At 72.3% G+C, this 14,955-nt stretch carries 12 protein-coding genes and 1 riboswitch; of the genes, 6 read left to right on the top strand and 6 right to left on the bottom strand.

Features of this window, described 5'->3' with window-relative positions; all coding sequences use genetic code 11:
* Positions 1–101: 101 nt before the first annotated feature.
* A complete protein-coding gene (locus ACN6LD_RS04560) occupies positions 102–1,055 on the top strand; it encodes a M28 family metallopeptidase (RefSeq protein ID WP_445042575.1) in 954 nt (317 codons plus the stop codon).
* Between the two features lie 106 nt (positions 1,056–1,161).
* On the opposite strand, the gene ACN6LD_RS04555 is transcribed toward ACN6LD_RS04560, so the two are convergent.
* Entirely contained in the window at positions 1,162–2,868 is a 1,707-nt protein-coding gene (locus ACN6LD_RS04555) for a tetratricopeptide repeat protein (RefSeq protein ID WP_445042574.1), read from the bottom strand.
* A gap of 214 nt (positions 2,869–3,082) precedes the next feature.
* Between ACN6LD_RS04555 and ACN6LD_RS04550 the strand changes: the two genes are divergently transcribed.
* The 3 genes from ACN6LD_RS04550 to ACN6LD_RS04540 all read left to right on the top strand — a co-directional run bounded on the left by ACN6LD_RS04550 (position 3,083) and on the right by ACN6LD_RS04540 (position 5,700).
* Positions 3,083–3,601, top strand: coding sequence for a DUF6668 family protein (locus tag ACN6LD_RS04550; protein ID WP_319197813.1), 519 nt, complete (start codon positions 3,083–3,085; stop codon positions 3,599–3,601).
* 31 nt (positions 3,602–3,632) lie between these two features.
* The gene (locus ACN6LD_RS04545; RefSeq protein ID WP_445042573.1) at positions 3,633–5,012 is read left to right on the top strand and encodes an amidase family protein; all 1,380 of its coding nucleotides are present in this window, start codon (positions 3,633–3,635) and stop codon (positions 5,010–5,012) included.
* 100 nt (positions 5,013–5,112) lie between these two features.
* Positions 5,113–5,700, top strand: a complete 588-nt coding sequence (locus tag ACN6LD_RS04540; RefSeq protein WP_445042572.1) for a flavodoxin family protein — start codon at positions 5,113–5,115, stop codon at positions 5,698–5,700.
* 45 nt (positions 5,701–5,745) lie between these two features.
* Here ACN6LD_RS04540 and ACN6LD_RS04535 read toward each other — a convergent pair whose 3' ends face one another.
* From ACN6LD_RS04535 to ACN6LD_RS04520, 4 genes are all read right to left on the bottom strand, one after another.
* Positions 5,746–6,612: an ABC transporter permease gene (locus ACN6LD_RS04535; RefSeq protein ID WP_319197818.1), complete on the bottom strand. Its 867-nt coding sequence runs from the start codon at positions 6,610–6,612 to the stop codon at positions 5,746–5,748.
* Positions 6,613–6,796: 184 nt separating this feature from the next.
* Positions 6,797–7,852 (bottom strand): ATP-binding cassette domain-containing protein, encoded by a 1,056-nt coding sequence (locus ACN6LD_RS04530; protein ID WP_445042571.1) that lies wholly within the window; start codon positions 7,850–7,852, stop codon positions 6,797–6,799.
* Positions 7,853–7,951: 99 nt separating this feature from the next.
* On the bottom strand, positions 7,952–9,208 hold the full coding sequence (locus tag ACN6LD_RS04525; protein WP_445042570.1) for a LolA family protein: 1,257 nt from the start codon (positions 9,206–9,208) through the stop codon (positions 7,952–7,954).
* Positions 9,209–9,790: 582 nt separating this feature from the next.
* Positions 9,791–10,801, bottom strand: coding sequence for a polyprenyl synthetase family protein (locus ACN6LD_RS04520; protein ID WP_319198510.1), 1,011 nt, complete (start codon positions 10,799–10,801; stop codon positions 9,791–9,793).
* 813 nt (positions 10,802–11,614) lie between these two features.
* A riboswitch (cyclic di-AMP (ydaO/yuaA leader) is annotated at positions 11,615–11,816 on the top strand.
* Between the two features lie 4 nt (positions 11,817–11,820).
* Here ACN6LD_RS04520 and ACN6LD_RS04515 point away from each other — a divergent pair.
* A complete protein-coding gene (locus tag ACN6LD_RS04515; RefSeq protein ID WP_319189269.1) occupies positions 11,821–12,303 on the top strand; it encodes a transglycosylase SLT domain-containing protein in 483 nt (160 codons plus the stop codon).
* A gap of 182 nt (positions 12,304–12,485) precedes the next feature.
* Here the strand turns inward: ACN6LD_RS04515 and ACN6LD_RS04510 are convergent, their stop codons facing one another.
* On the bottom strand, positions 12,486–13,310 hold the full coding sequence (locus ACN6LD_RS04510) for an HAD family hydrolase (RefSeq protein ID WP_057584850.1): 825 nt from the start codon (positions 13,308–13,310) through the stop codon (positions 12,486–12,488).
* 399 nt (positions 13,311–13,709) lie between these two features.
* Here ACN6LD_RS04510 and fahA point away from each other — a divergent pair, with 399 nt between their 5' ends.
* A complete protein-coding gene (gene fahA, locus ACN6LD_RS04505) occupies positions 13,710–14,921 on the top strand; it encodes a fumarylacetoacetase (RefSeq protein ID WP_445042569.1) in 1,212 nt (403 codons plus the stop codon).
* Positions 14,922–14,955: the final 34 nt, after the last annotated feature.

The following is a 14,955-nucleotide window of genomic DNA, read 5'->3' as shown; positions in this document are numbered from 1 at the left end:
GCGCTCTTGACGCGTAGTCAGTGAGAGTTCACCATCCTGGAACCCCACTCACTGTGGAATCCCTGTGATCCGGTGATTCCCGAGGAATTCGGAGCCCCCACATGAAGCTCCCCGTCTCCGGCCGCGCGGCGGCCGCCGGCGCCGCCTCGATTGTCATGCTCCTGACTGTCGGATCGACGGCCGGCGCGGCCCCGGCGCCCTCGTCCGCCCCGCTCGCCGCCGCTCCCGACATCCCCGTGGCCAACGTCAAGGCGCATCTGGCCCAGCTGCAGTCCATAGCCACCGCCAACGGCGGCAACCGCGCCCACGGCAGAGCCGGCTACAAGGCGTCGCTCGACTACGCGAAGGCCAAGCTGGACGCCGCCGGGTACACCACCGTCGTCCAGCAGTTCACGTCGTCCGGTCGCACCGGCTACAACCTGATCGCCGACTGGCCCGGCGGCAACACCGGCCAGGTCGTCATGGCCGGCTCCCACCTCGACAGCGTCACGGCCGGCGCGGGCATCAACGACAACGGCTCCGGTTCGGCGGCCGTGCTGGAGCTCGCCCTGACCGTCGCCCGGACCGGCTACCAGCCGACCAAGCATCTGCGGTTCGCCTGGTGGGGCGCGGAGGAACTGGGCATGGTCGGCTCCCGGTACTACGTCAACAACCTGTCCTCGGCGAACCGCGCCCGTATCAGCGGCTACCTCAACTTCGACATGATCGGCTCACCGAACCCCGGCTACTTCGTCTACGACGACGATCCGACCATCGAGAAGACCTTCAAGGACTACTTCGCCGGCATCGGCGTGCCCACGGAGATCGAGACCGAGGGCGACGGCCGCTCCGACCACGCCCCCTTCAAGAACGCGGGCGTGCCGGTGGGCGGTCTGTTCAGCGGCGCCGACTACACCAAGACGGCGGCGCAGGCGGCCAAGTGGGGCGGCACATCCGGTCGGGCCTTCGACCGCTGCTACCACTCGTCCTGCGACACCTCCGCCAACATCGACGACACGGCCCTGAACCGCAACGCGGACGCAGCCGCGTACGCGGTCTGGACGCTGTCCTCCTGACGGGGGTACCTGCGGCGTTCGCAGGGACGGCGCGCGCCTGACGGAGGCTCCGGCCCCGTCGTCCGGACCGGGCCCGGCCCGTGCCGCGCCCGGCTGCGTCGTGGTGCTACCCGCCCGACCTGCGGGCGCGTGCGGCCAGCCGGAGCATGCGCGCGCGGGCCGACTCCAGCTCTTCGAGGTCGTCCGCGGCGGGACCCTCCTCGGCGGTGAGCTCCGTCCACAGACCGAGGAGTTCCGTCCCCAGGTTCAGGCCCTGGAAGGGGTCGCGCACGGCACGCCAGGCCGCGGCCGCGCTCTGGACGTTGCCGTACGCGCCCTCCGCGTCCCGGGCGCGGCGGTGGATGCGGGCCAGCTCGAGGGACAGATGGAAGGCCCGCAGCGGGTCACCCGCCAAGTAGGCGATGTAGGCGGTGAGTTCGCGCAGCCGGAGCACTTCGGGGTGCTCCGGCCCCAGCGTCCCGGACGCCTCCAGCACGGTCCGCTCCGCGAGGCCGGTCGCGACGTCCGTCCGGCCCGCCCGTACGGCCTCGTTGATCCGCGCGATCGGCTCGGCGAGGAGCGAGGGCGCTCCGTCGGCGCCCTGAAGGGTACGGGGATCGTCACCGAGCACCGCCTCCGCGACCGCGTCGAAGCCTCGGGCAGGGGTGGGTTTGGGGTCAGGGTCCAGCCCTGAGACGGAGATGAGCTCATCGGGGACGAACGGCGTGGGGGCGGGGGTCGAGGTGAGGGTGGAGGGAGCGGTGGAGACCGGGAGCGGGAGCGGAATCGGAACCGAGGGCGGGTTGGGGGCCGGGGGCGACATCGGGGTCCGGGTCGGGGGTGCGGTCGGGGCCGGGGCGGCGGATTCCGGGGTCTGCTGCTCGTCCATGGCCGGGGGCGGGCCGAACACACCGGTCGGGGCGGCGACCGTGCCGGGGGCAGGAAGGTCACCCCGGGCTTCCCCGGAGTCCGGCCCGGAACCCGTCGCGCCTTCCGACTCTGAGGCCGAATCCGGGAGGGCCCGGAGCACAAACGTGGGGGCCGGGTCCGAGCCCGGCGTCCGCGCCTCTTCCGCCTCCGCCTCCGCGTCCGGGTCCGCGTCCGGGTCCGCTTCGGGCACCGTGTGCAGGGGGAACGTGGGGGTGGTGTCCCGCACCGGCTCGGACACCGGGCGCAGGAGGTGCGTGGCGCCGTCCCACCGGGGCTGGGACAGCCGTCCGCCCCCGGTCCTGTCCCCGTCCCCGTCCTGGTCGACGGCGGGCGCGACCGGCGCGACCGGCGAAGAATTCACCGGAGCGGAGACGACCGGGGCCGACGGGATCGGGGCCGACGGGCTGGAGGCCCCGCCCCGTGACGTGGCCGGGGATTCCTCGGGCACGACCGGCGGAACGACGACCGTCAGAGCCGGAGCCGGAGCCGGAGCCGGAGCCGAAGTCGGAGCCGCGGCCGGCGGAGTCGGGGCCTGGGCCGGAGCCGGGGTCTGGGCCGCGGGAGTCGGGGACACGACCGCCGGAGCCGCGGCCGGGGCGGCCGGTGCGCGCAGGGGCTCCGCCGCGAAGTGGCTGGAGCCGTCCGGGTCCACGCGCAGGGGGACGACGTAACCGATGCGTTCGTCGTGGACGGTGGCGAGGACCGGGTGGCCGGTGGCGAGGGCGATGCGGTGCAGGTGGCCGAGGACGGCGCGCTGGATCTCCTCGCCGTCGGCCGCCGTGACCGGCACACCGCCTATCGTCGCCGCCCCGCCCCCGCGCACGTGGACGTCGAGCGGCGCCGCGGCGGCCGGGCGGTCGGCGTGCTTCTGTTCCCGCTTCTTCTCGCGGCTGAGTCGAGACATCGGTTCCTCACTCGGATGCGCCGTCACGCTCCGGTCGTCCACGTACGCATACATGTACACGTACTGTTGAGTCTCTCCGAGCGCCCCCGGTCCTCACGTCACCACGACGTCACAGCCTCGTTCCAGGAACCCACGCCCCCTCTCCGGGTCGCGCCGGGAACCGACGGAACCCGGGCGGCCCGAAGGAGCGGCGACGACCGGGAGGAACACGGGGATGTGGACGACGGACGGGCAGCGCGGGCCGGAGATCTGGATCCGCGGACCGGTGCCCGCGCCGGATCCGGCGCCGCCGCCCCACCCCTCCGTCGGCACGCCCCGGCGCTTCTCCTGGGTCGCCACGCACGGCGGGGCCGGCAGCACCACGCTCGCGGCGGTCTACGGCGGCCACGACTGCGGGCGCGGGTGGCCCGGCGCCGGCGATCCGCCGTCCGTCCTGCTGGTCGCCCGCACCCATGCGACGGGGCTGGAGTCCGCCCTCCGCGCGCTGGAGGCTTTCCGGCGCGGGGACGCCCCGCACGGACTCGACCTGGACGCGGTGGTCCTCGTCGCGGACGCCCCCGGGCGGCTGCCACGGCCACTCGCCCAGCGAATTCGGACGATCGAGTCGGTCATCGACGTGTACCGCGTGCCGTGGGTGGCGGACTGGCGGCTCGGCGACCTGGCCGGCAGCCCCCCGCGGGAGACCCAGCCGCTGTCCCGTCTCATCGGGGCGGGGTCCGGACGGGCCCGCTGAGCCGGCGCGGGCCGGCCGGGCGCGCACCGCGATGAGGGCGGCTGCATCCTGGGAGTGGCCCGCGGCCGTGGAGCTCGCCGAGGCCGTGCGGTCGGGGCGGCTTCCGGCGGTGGACGTCGTCGGCGAGGCGCTCGACCGGATCGCCCGGGCCGACGGCTCCTTGTGCGCCTTCGCCGAGGTGTGGGCGGAACGGGCCCGTGCGGCGGCGCGTGCGGTCGACGCTCGGATCGCCGCGGGTGAGCGCCTGCCGCTGGCCGGGGTGCCGATCGGCGTGAAGGGGCGGTACGGGCTGCGCACGGCGGGCCCGCTGATCGCAGCCGGCTGTGTGCCGGTGGGCGCGACCGCCGTGCCCGGCCCGGGGACGCCCTGGCAGACGTGGGGACTCGGCGCCCACGGCCGTACGGTCAATCCCTGGCGGGCCGACCGCACGCCCGGCGGCTCCTCGGCGGGCGCTGCGGCAGCGGTGGCCGCCGGCCTCGTCCCGCTCGCCACCGGCAGCGACGGCGCCGGCTCGGTGCGCATCCCGGCCGCGTGGTGCGGGGTGATCGGCCTGAAGACCACGAACGCCCGTCGACCGCCCCGGCAGCGGGAACAGGCCCAGGCGCGGAATCAACGATCGGCGCTGGACCAGGGGCCGGAGCTGGACCAGGGGTCGGCGCGGAGACAACGGTGGGCGCGGGATCAGAGGTCGGAGCTGGACCAGGGGTCGGCGCGGGAGCTTGAGCGGGGGGAGGAGCCTGAGGGGGAGCGGGCTTCGGAACGGGAGGAGCGGGAGGAGCGGGAGCGGGCGGGAGCGCGGTCCGGGGACCGTACGGGGCTGGCGGCGCCTGGTGTGATCGTCCGATACGCGGCGGACGCCGCGGCGTACTGGCGGATCGTTGCCCGGGAATCTGCTTCCGAAATGACCGAAAGAGCGAACCCCGAGTCGCCCTTCGCCGTTTTCTCCCCCGATCTGGGCTTCGCCGACCCCGACCCCGAGCCGGTCGCCCTCGCCCGGGCCGCCGCGACGCGTCTCGCCGCGGCAGGAGTCGTCCGGCTGCCGCCCTCCGGGACCCCGCCGCACCTGGAGGACCCCGCTCCGGCCTGGCTGGCGCTGCGCACTCCCGGCGCGGACCGCGGCCCCGCCGAACGCGTCCGCGCGGCGAACGACCGGCTGCTGGCCGCGTTCTTCTCCCGGGCGGACCTGCTGCTGACGCCCACCACCCCGAACCCCGCGCACGGTCACGAGGGCCCGGGAGACCGGTATTCGACTGCGCTCACCTGGGCGTTCAACCTGAGTGGTCACCCGGCGATCAGTCTTCCCGCGGGGATCGGCACGGACGGCTGCCCGCTGGGGCTCCAGGTGATCGCGGCCCACGGCGGCGAAGCGACGCTGCTGGCCGTCGCCCGGGCCGCCGAGAGCTGTAGCTGACGCCCGCCCACATACTTGCGCACACATTTAATGCAAGTGCATACTGTTGTCGGATGCCGACTCCGCACCGCACCGCACACCGATCGCTGGGGGATCAGACATGACGCGCCGCAACGTCCTTTTCGTGCTGGGCAGCAGCCGCCCGGACGGCAACACCGAGTCGCTGGCCCGCGCGGCGGCCGAGCAGCTGCCGTCCGATGTGGAGCAGACGTGGATCAGCCTCGCCGAGCATCCCCTGCCCGACTTCGCCGACCAGCGTCACGACGTCGACCACGTCCGCCCGACCGAGGGCAGCGCCGCCCTGCTGCTCGACGCCACGCTCGGCGCGACGGACATCGTGATCGCGTCCCCGTTGTACTGGTACTCGGTCTCCGCGCAGACCAAGCGCTATCTCGACCACTGGTCGGGGTGGCTGCGCACCCCCGGCCTCGACTTCGAGGCGACGCTGGCCGGGCGCACCCTGTGGGGCGTCACCGTGCTGGCGGACGAACAGCCCTCGGTCGCCGACCCGCTCGTCGGCACGCTCCGCAACTCGGCCGCCTACCTGGGCATGCACTTCGGCGGGGTGCTGCTCGGCAATGGGAGCAAGCCAGGCGACGTCCTGAACGACACGGAGGCGCTGGCACGGGCGAAGACCTTCTTCGCGCAGGACGCCCCGCTCGCCCGCTTCCCGTACGAGACCCGCTGAAGGACCGCCACGGGAGCGCAGAAGGCCCGCTGAGCCCCGCGCCCGCTACGCGGTGACGTCCTTCGTCGTGAAGCGCGCCCAGGCCGCCGAGCCGAAGAACACCGCGTACAGCGCCTGGAGGCCGAGGTTCTTCTGCAGGTCGTCCCAGTAGACCGGCTCGCGCATCAGGTCGGCGAAGGACAGCCAGTAGTGCGAGAAGAAATACGGCTGCAAGGCGTCGAGCTGGGGGATCTGGTCGAGGATCTGGACCGTGATCAGGAGGCCGACGGTCGTCGCCATCGCCGCGATGCCGCTGCCCGTGAGCGTCGAGACGAACAGACCGAGCGCCGCCACGCCGATCAGCGAGAGAGCCACGACCAAGGCGATCAGCAGCGCCCGCAGCAGTCCGTCCCCGAAGCCGATCCGGGTGCCGGAGATCGTCGTCAGGTCGCCGAGCGGGAAGAGCAGCGCCCCGACCGTCAGCGCCGAGAGGGCGACCACGAGGGTGGCGACGAGGCAGAAGGTCATGACGGTCGCGTACTTGGCCAGCAGGAGACGGGAGCGGCCGGCCGGGGCGACCAGAAGGTAGCGCAGGGTGCCCGCGTTCGCCTCGCCGGCGATCGCGTCGCCCGCGATGACGCCGATCGCCATCGGCAGGAAGAACGGCAGAGTCACCGCCAGCGCGGTGAAGACCAGGAACAGGCCGTTGTTGGTGACCTGCGCGATGAACGCGGGTCCGTCGCCTCCTCCGCCCCCACGGCCGCCCGACCCGCTGTCCCCGGTCTCGAGCTTCACGGCGATCCCGACCAGGACCGGCACGGCCGCGAGCACGCCCAGCAGCGCGAGTGTGCGCCAGCGTCGGAAGGTCGTCAGCAGCTCGCTGCGGAACAGTCCGAGAGTCCAGGTCCACGAACGGGGCCGGGACCGAGGCATGGACGAAGACGAGGAGGAGGACCGGGACTGAGTCGAGGACGAGGACCGGGTCTGCGTCGGGGACGGGGGCTGAGTCGAGGGCGGGGACTGAGTCGGGGACGGAGACCGGGGCGCTCCCGGCTCCGGGGCCGTGGGGTTCGTTCCGGGGCTTCGGGGGCGGTGGTCGTCGTCCACCGGTTCCGTTTCAGCCCGCGACATCGAAGCCCTCCCCCGTGAGTGCCACGAACGCGTCCTCCAGGGAGGCCCGTTCGACGGTGAAGCCGCGGACACGGACGCCCGCCGTCACCAGCGCCGTGTTCAGGTCGGCCGGATCCCGGTCCGGCGACGGCGCCTCCGCGCTCACCCGGTCCTCGGCCACGACGACGTCGGCCGCGCCCTGCTCCTTCAGCACCCGGGCCGCGTCCGCCAGGTCCGGGGTCGTCACGACCAGCCGACCGCGGGTCCCCGCCGCGAGGTCCGCCACCGGGCCCTGCACGATCAGCCGGCCCCGGGCCATCACCGCCGCGTGCGTGCACACCTGCTCGATCTCGTCGAGCAGGTGCGAGGAGAGGAAGACGGTCGTGCCCTCCGCGGCCAACTCCCGGATCAGCGAACGGATCTCCCGCATGCCCTGCGGATCGAGCCCGTTCGTCGGCTCGTCGAGGACGAGCAGCCGGCGGGGCTGCAGCAGGGCCGCCGCGAGCCCGAGACGCTGCTTCATGCCGAGGGAGTACGCCTTCGCCTTCTTGCCCGCGGCGGCCGTCAGCCCCACCCGGTCCAGCGTCGCCCCGACCCGCGCACGCCGGGTGCGCGGGTCGGCCGTCGGATCGGCGGCGTCGTACCGCAGCAGGTTGTCCCGGCCGGAGAGGAAGCCGTAGAGGGCGGGCCCCTCGATCAGGGCCCCGACGTGCGGCAGCACGGCCCGGACGGCCCGCGGCATGGGTTGCCCCAGGACGCTGGCGGTGCCGGCCGTGGGTTCGATGAGCCCCATCAGCATGCGGATGGTGGTCGTCTTGCCCGAGCCGTTGGGTCCGAGGAAGCCGAACACGCTGCCCGCCGGGACGGTGAGGTCGAGACCGTCCACGGCGAGCTGTCCACCGCGGTAGCGCTTGGTGAGGGCGCGGGTGCGGATGACGGCGTCGTCGGCGTGGGCGGCCGCGCCGACGTGGGTGACTGCGTCGACGTCGTCCTCGGACTCCCTCACCGGCTTCCTCTCCGCGGCGCCCTCACTCGGAGGGCGCCGACCGCGTTGTGCATGCATCCCCGGGCGTGCACCGCTGTGCCTGCCCGGCTGCCCGACTGCCCGGCTCCCCGGCTCCCCGGCTCCCCGGCTGGGCCTGCGCCGCTGGGCCTGCGCCGCTCACTTCCCCGCGTCGGCTGCCTTCACCAGGGCGTCCTTGGTGACCGCACCGACGTAGACCTTGCCGTCGTCCGTCATCAGGGCGTTGATCAGACGGGTGGAGAAGACGGTCCCGGAGCCGAATTTGCCGCTCACCTTGTCGCCGAGGGAGCCGAGGAACCCGCCGAGGTCGCCGCCGGCCTCGGCGCCCGAGGGCACACCCTCACCGCCGGTGTCGAAGACGGCGACCGAGCTCCAGCCCTCGCCGATGACGTCGAGGCCCTCGGGGCCACCCTGACCGCCCTGACCGCCGAAGGCGTCGGCGAAGTCGTCGGAGTCGCCGCGCCCGGGTTCCGGACTGCCTGCCTTGTCGCCCTTGCCGTCGTCGTCGCCCTCGGTGACCTTCGCGCCCTTGGGGGCGGTGAAGTCGAAGGTGGAGGCGGCGGGCTTGGCGAAGGTGACCTGGGTGAAGCCGGCGTCCACGACGGCGGCCCCGCCGCTCGCCGGGGTCAGCGTGAACTTCAGCGGCAGACCCGTCTTCGCGTCCACCGCCACGCTGATCGCACCCACCGTGGACCCGGACTGCTTCGGCTTCACGAGCAGCTTGTAGGCGTCGCGGCCGGCGACCTGGACCGTGCCGTCTACGGTCACGGACGTCGTGTCGTCGACCGCCTTCAAGGCGTCCTCGGTGAGGTCCTTGGGTGTCGCGGGTACGGGGGACTCCCCCTTCTTCCCCGCGCTCTCCTCGACCGTGGAGTGGTAGACCTCGTTGGACCCGCTGTCGTAACCCCACACGTTCTTGCCGTTGTGGATGACGCTGTATTCGGCGGCGTTCTCCAGCAGCGAGAGCTTCTGCCGGTCCGGGCCGTCCGCGGCGACGCGCAACGTGTGCGTGCCGGAGGCGAGTTCGGTGAGCTTGGCGGACGGATCGGCGGCCGAGCCGTCGCCGCCCTTGGCCGCCCCCGAGAGGAGGCCGCTCTCCAACCCGCCGAGGTCGGGCAGCCCGAGATCCGTGGTGATCTTCACCGTTCCGGACAGCTGCTGCACGTCCGAAGCGGCGATCTTGTCGAGGAGCTGCTGTGCCGTGATCTTCGGCAGGTCGGGGTCGCCGGAGTCGGCGAGCGCCGGGACCAGTCCGATCGTCGCGGCCGCGACACCGATCACGGTGACCGGAACGACGTACCGCACGGCCTTGCGCCGTCCGACGCGCAGGTCGTCGCCGTCCCCGCCGGTGGCGTCCCCGCCGGTCATGGTGTCGTCGGATGCCTTCGGTGCCATGTGTCCCTTACCTCCGTCGTCGGCGGCGGCTGGTCATCACGCTGAACGTCCCACCCCGAGCCGCCATTCTCACCCGAATCGGTGAGGAGTGGTGTTTTCCGTGGTTCCCATCTGACCAAATCGACTCCTCGGAAGCGTCAACCCGAGGGCTCAACTCCGCGTACACCTGCGGTATGACACGAGACCGCCGGGACGGCTGACGACCCGTAGGGGTAGCGACGGCTCGACGCGGATGCGGACGGCACGACTGACGGCGAGACCCGCCGGCCGGACGGCTCGCAGCAGCGGCAGCCCACGGCCACGGCCACGGGCTCGCCGGTCAGACAGCCTCAGGGGTGGGGAGCTGCGGGCTGAGGGCCGATGGCTGGGGGCTGGAGGGCTCGGGGGCTTGGGGGCTCGGAGGGCTCGGGGGCTTTGGAGCTCGGGGGCTTGGGGGCTCGGGGGGCGGACGCCGAACGGCCCCGAGGCTCGGCAGCCCAAGGGTTCGGCTGTCCAGCACCCGGACGGCTCGGCGGTTCGGCAGCCGAACGGCTCCGCGGTCGGCCGTCGACGGGCGTCCGGGGCGGAACTCTCCGGGAGGGTTCAGCCCGCCCGGTGGACCACCGCGTCGCACAGCTCCATCAGCGCCGCCTTCGCGTCGCACTCGCGCAGCGGCGCCAGCGCGGCCCGCGCGTCGTTCGCGTATCGCACGGTGTCCCGTCGGGCCTGCTCCAGCGCCGGGTGGGCCCGGAGCGCCTCGATGGCCTCGGCGAGCCGGGCGTCGTCGCTCAGGTCGGAGTCCAGCAGCTCGCACAGCGCGATGTCCTCGGGCAGGGACAGACGCGCGGCCCGTTCCCGCAGCCGCAGCACGGGCAGAGTGGGCACGCCCTCACGGAGGTCGGTGCCGGGCGTCTTGCCGGACTCGTGCGAGTCGGACGCGATGTCCAGCACGTCGTCCGCCAGCTGGAAGGCGACGCCGAGCCGCTCGCCGTACTGCGTCAGCACGTCGACGACCGTCTCGTCGGCGCCCGACATCATGGCGCCGAACCGGCAGGCCACCGCGACCAGCGAACCGGTCTTGCCGCCGAGCACGTCGAGGTAGTGCTCGACCGGGTCCCGTCCGTCCGTGGGCCCCGCCGTCTCCAGGATCTGGCCGGTGACCAGCCGCTCGAACGCCTCCGCCTGCACCCGCACCGCCTCCGGCCCGAGATCGGCCAGGATGTGCGAGGCGCGAGCGAAGAGGAAGTCACCGGTGAGGACCGCCACCGAGTTGCCCCAGCGGGCGTTCGCGCTGGGGACCCCGCGCCGCACGGCGGCCTCGTCCATCACGTCGTCGTGGTACAGCGTGGCCAGGTGCGTCAGCTCCACCACCACGGCCGACGGCACGATGCCCGGCGCATACCTGTCCCCGAACTGCGCCGCGAGCATCACGAGCAGCGGGCGGAACCGCTTCCCGCCCGCCCGCACCAGGTGCTGGGCGGCCTCCGTGATGAACGGAACCTCACTCTTGGTGGCCTCGAGCAAGCCTTCCTCGACAGCCGCCAATCCGGCCTGGACATCGGCTTCCAGAGCCTGGTCCCGCACGCTCAGCCCGAACGGCCCGACGACGGTCACGAGGGGTCTCCTGTCTGCTGGTGTCTACTGGCGATTACGCGGTTTGTCGATAGGTCGCTGCCATCACTCGAGTCAGCGTATCCGGTCACGTTTCGATCACCGATAGCCCCCACGTCCCCCGGGGGCGAATGCACTCGCCCGCGAGGTGCACGCATCGGGCCAGACCGTATCCGATCACGTCCGTGATGTTTCTGATCAGCCCATACGAAGAGATATTCATCGGGTTGCCGCGAAGTGCCGAATCATGTCCACACCGAGGCCGACATCCGGCCGAGGTCCGCCTCGGCCCGGCGGCGCCCCTGCCTCGCCCCGCCCGTCGACCGACCCCATCCCCAGCTCGGCCGGCCCGCCCCCTCGCCGCGACGGCATGCGCATGCCACCCATGCCATGGATTCCACATTCGCCGCGGGTGCCACGCATGCCACACATGCCACGCGTGACACCGCATGCGACATGCCGCATGCCGCATGCCGCGTGAAAAGCGACCCCGACACGACTGGTCGCGCGACAGCCAGCCCTCCCACCCTCTCCCTTGCGCCATAACAAGCGAGTTGAGGCTAATGCCCGATTCGCCGCTCTTGTGATTCGGCGTGACATGGCTCACTGACCCCTCCGCAGCGACCAGCGTCGGCCACTCTTCGATCCCCCGCACCCACCAAGCGAGTTGACGCTTTGCATCCACAAAGGATCAAGTACCCCATACGGCACAGACCAAGGTCAATAGGGGTCATCTGTGAATTCGGCACTTGTTCCGGACATGTGCTCTCGCATACGTTCCCGGCCTGTCGGGCGGACGCCTAATCCTGCCGCCGCCCGTAACACCCACCGAGATACGCATGGCAGGAGCGGGGGAACCAGGTAGGTCGCCGCAGCGCATTGCCCTGACGTTCTGGACATCCAGAACTTTTGGGGCAATCCGTTACGGCTTGGGGTGAAGTCGCGACCGTCAGGACGCGACCGGGCAGCTCCCGCCCGAACCCGACAGCTCACCTCGCAGGCGACGGAGAGGAAAACTCGTCATGTCCGCTGCCGCTCAGCGCCCCACCCGCACGTCCCGCCTCGCCCGCAAACTCGCGATCGCCGGCACCGGAGTCGCCGTACTGGCGCTCCCCCTCATCGGCGCGACCACCGCCTCCGCGGCCACCACCCCGACCGTCGCCACCGCGAGCAGCCTCGGCTACTCCGACAACCTCGACGGTTGGATCCGCGCCTCCCTCCAGGTCATGTCGCAGCACGGCATCCCCGGGACGTACAACGGCATCTACCGCAACGTCATCCGCGAGTCCTCGGGCAACCCCTACGCCATCAACCTCTGGGACTCCAACGCCGCCGCGGGCATCCCGTCCAAGGGCCTGCTGCAGGTCATCGACCCGACCTTCCGCGCCTACCACGTGGAGGGCACCTCCTGGGACTCCTACGACCCGGTCGCGAACATCACCGCCGCCTGCAACTACGCGGCCGCGCGCTACGGCTCGATCGACAACGTCTTCGGCGCCTACTGACGGTCCGGGCCACGCCCGAACCGACAGCACCGCGGCGGTCGGCCGGTCGGCTGGTTGGCCGGCCTCCCGGCGACCGGCCTGCCAGCTGATTGGCCGGTCGGCAGTCGGTCGGCAGGCCGGCGGTCGTCCCGGCCTGCAGTCGGCAGGCGGTCAGCGGTCAGCAGGCGGTCGGCGGGCAGGACTCACGGAAACAGTCTTTCGAGGACGACGGCGACGCCGTCGTCCTCGTTCGACGTCGTCACCTCGTCGGCCACCGCCTTGAGTTCGGGGTGGGCGTTGGCCATCGCGACTCCGCGCGCCGCCCAGTCGAACATCGGGATGTCGTTGGGCATGTCCCCGAAGGCGACGGTGTCCTCGGGCCGCAGTCCGAGATGCTCCGCGGCCAGTGCCAGACCCGTCGCCTTGGTGATCCCGCAGGGTTGCAGCTCGACCGTGCCGGGACCCGACATGGTGACCGTGGCGAGCGAGCCCACCACCGATCGGGCCGTCGCCGCCAACTCGTCGTCGGACAGGGCAGGATGGCGCAGCAACACCTTGCTGATCGGCTCGCACCACAGGTCGTCGCGACGGCCCACCCGCAGCGCCGGCAGCGTCGGGTGGGGCATCCGGTACCCCGGCTCGATGAGCGTGAGCCCGTCTACGCCGTCCTGATCGACCGCCGCGTACAGCTGCCCGACCTCCGCTTCGATCTTGCCGAGCGCGGTCTCCGCCAGCTCCCGGTCCAGGGTCACCGACCACAGCAGCCGGTCCGCGCCGGCGTCGTAGAGCTGCGCGCCCTGTCCGCACACTGCGAGTCCCCTGCTGTGCAGGCGCTCGAGCAGCGGCCGCACGCGGGGCGCGGGCCGTCCCGTCACCACCAGGTGGCGTGCGCCGGCGGCGGCCACCCGCGCGAGCGCGTCGAGCGACCGGTCGGAGAAGGTGTCGTCGCCGCGAAGCAGCGTTCCGTCCAGGTCTGTGGCGATCAGGGAATACGCGGTGCGCGCGGCATATGCGGTAGGTGCGGCCATGATCAGAGAATACGGATGCCGTACCCCTCGGGTTCGACGTGAAGCGAACGACGGCCAGGTCCTGCCCTGTTCTGCCAACTCTCCTTGCGGGACTGGCCTTGACCCGTCCCGGGACTGGCCCAATGAAGCAGTTTTCTGACGTATCGCCGGGGAGCGGACGGCCAAAGGCTCCCGCGCCGGTTCAAGAACGCGTCCCGGATCGTGAACCACCCGCGGGCGGGCGGGCGGACGCCGGGCGCTGCGGGCCGAAACGCCCCGTCGGCCCGTCCCCCATGTCGCTTTCGCCAGGTCAGCCGTAACGTGTGGCCCGGCTCGCCGCACCCGCGCGACATCCGCCCGGTGTCCGGTGACCACGACATGGCGAGCACCAGAGAGTGCAGGAAAGAGAGGCAGTACCCGATGCCCCCCTTCGACCTTCCCGAGGGCGATCCCTTCGGCCCGCACAACCTCCCGTACGGCGTGTTCTCCCTCTCGGGCTCCACCGGGCGGACCGTCGGCGTCCGGCTCGGCGATCACGTGCTGGACGCGGGCGCGGCAGCCCGCGAGCTCGGCTCGCCCCACGCGGAGCTGCTGTCGGCGCCGAACCTGAACCCGTTGCTCGCGGCAGGCCGCGCCGTCTGGTCGCAGGTGCGGGGCGCGCTCACGGAGTGGGTCACCGACCCCGCCCGCCGCCCCACGGTCGAACCCCTTCTGCATCCCCTGTCCGCGGTGTCGCTGCACCTCCCCTTCGAGGTCGCCGACTACGTCGACTTCTACTCCTCCGAGCACCACGCGCGGAACGCCGGCGCGATCTTCCGCCCGGACGCCGGCGACACCCTCCTCGCCAACTGGAAGCACCTGCCGATCGGTTACCACGGCCGCGCCGGCACGGTCGTGGTCTCCGGAACGGACGTGGTGCGCCCCTCTGGCCAGCGCAAGGCGCCCTCCGACCCCGCCCCCGTCTTCGGCCCGTCCGTTCGGCTCGACATCGAGGCGGAGGTCGGCTTCGTGGTCGGCGTGCCGTCGAAGCAGGGCAGCCCGGTCGCGCTGGCCGACTACCGCGAGCACGTCTTCGGGCTGTGCCTGCTCAACGACTGGTCCGCCCGCGACATCCAGGCCTGGGAGTACGTGCCCCTCGGCCCGTTCCTCGGCAAGTCGTTCGCGACGTCGGTGTCGGCGTGGATCACCCCGCTGGGGGCTCTGGATGAGGCTCGGACGGCGCCCCCGGAGCGCACCCACCCCCTCCTTCCCTACCTGGACGATTCCGACGCCGAACCCGCCGGCTACGACCTGCGCATCTCCGTCGCGATCAACGGTCACGTCGTCTCCGAGCCTCCCTTCTCCGCCATGTACTGGACGGCCGCCCAGCAACTGGCCCACCTCACGGTCAACGGGGCCTCCCTGCGCACCGGCGACCTGTACGGCTCGGGCACCGTGAGCGGACCGAACCCGGATCAGCTCGGCTCCCTCCTGGAGCTGACCTGGAACGGCCGCGACCCGCTGGAACTCCCCGACGGCAAAAGGGCGTTCCTGGAGGACGGCGATGTGGTGACCTTGTCGGCGTGGGCTCCCGGTCCCGACGGAGCAAGGGTGGGCCTGGGCGAGGTGAGCGGCCGGGTGGTCGCCGGGTGAGGTCACGCTCCCAATCCCGGCCCCGGGCTCGATG

This window comes from Streptomyces sp. SAS_272 (assembly GCF_052543235.1).
This window is presented reverse-complemented; position numbering and strand designations above follow the sequence as displayed.

Bases quoted from the DNA above. Each gene is read 5' to 3' on its own strand.
- ACN6LD_RS04560 (WP_445042575.1), top strand. From the start codon at position 102: ATGAAGCTCCCCGTCTCCGGCCGCGCGGCGGCCGCCGGCGCCGCCTCG.
- ACN6LD_RS04555 (WP_445042574.1), bottom strand. From the start codon at position 2,868: ATGTCTCGACTCAGCCGCGAGAAGAAGCGGGAACAGAAGCACGCCGAC.
- ACN6LD_RS04550 (WP_319197813.1), top strand. From the start codon at position 3,083: ATGTGGACGACGGACGGGCAGCGCGGGCCGGAGATCTGGATCCGCGGA.
- ACN6LD_RS04545 (WP_445042573.1), top strand. From the start codon at position 3,633: ATGAGGGCGGCTGCATCCTGGGAGTGGCCCGCGGCCGTGGAGCTCGCC.
- ACN6LD_RS04540 (WP_445042572.1), top strand. From the start codon at position 5,113: ATGACGCGCCGCAACGTCCTTTTCGTGCTGGGCAGCAGCCGCCCGGAC.
- ACN6LD_RS04535 (WP_319197818.1), bottom strand. From the start codon at position 6,612: ATGCCTCGGTCCCGGCCCCGTTCGTGGACCTGGACTCTCGGACTGTTC.
- ACN6LD_RS04530 (WP_445042571.1), bottom strand. From the start codon at position 7,852: ATGCATGCACAACGCGGTCGGCGCCCTCCGAGTGAGGGCGCCGCGGAG.
- ACN6LD_RS04525 (WP_445042570.1), bottom strand. From the start codon at position 9,208: ATGGCACCGAAGGCATCCGACGACACCATGACCGGCGGGGACGCCACC.
- ACN6LD_RS04515 (WP_319189269.1), top strand. From the start codon at position 11,821: ATGTCCGCTGCCGCTCAGCGCCCCACCCGCACGTCCCGCCTCGCCCGC.
- ACN6LD_RS04510 (WP_057584850.1), bottom strand. From the start codon at position 13,310: ATGGCCGCACCTACCGCATATGCCGCGCGCACCGCGTATTCCCTGATC.
- fahA (WP_445042569.1), top strand. From the start codon at position 13,710: ATGCCCCCCTTCGACCTTCCCGAGGGCGATCCCTTCGGCCCGCACAAC.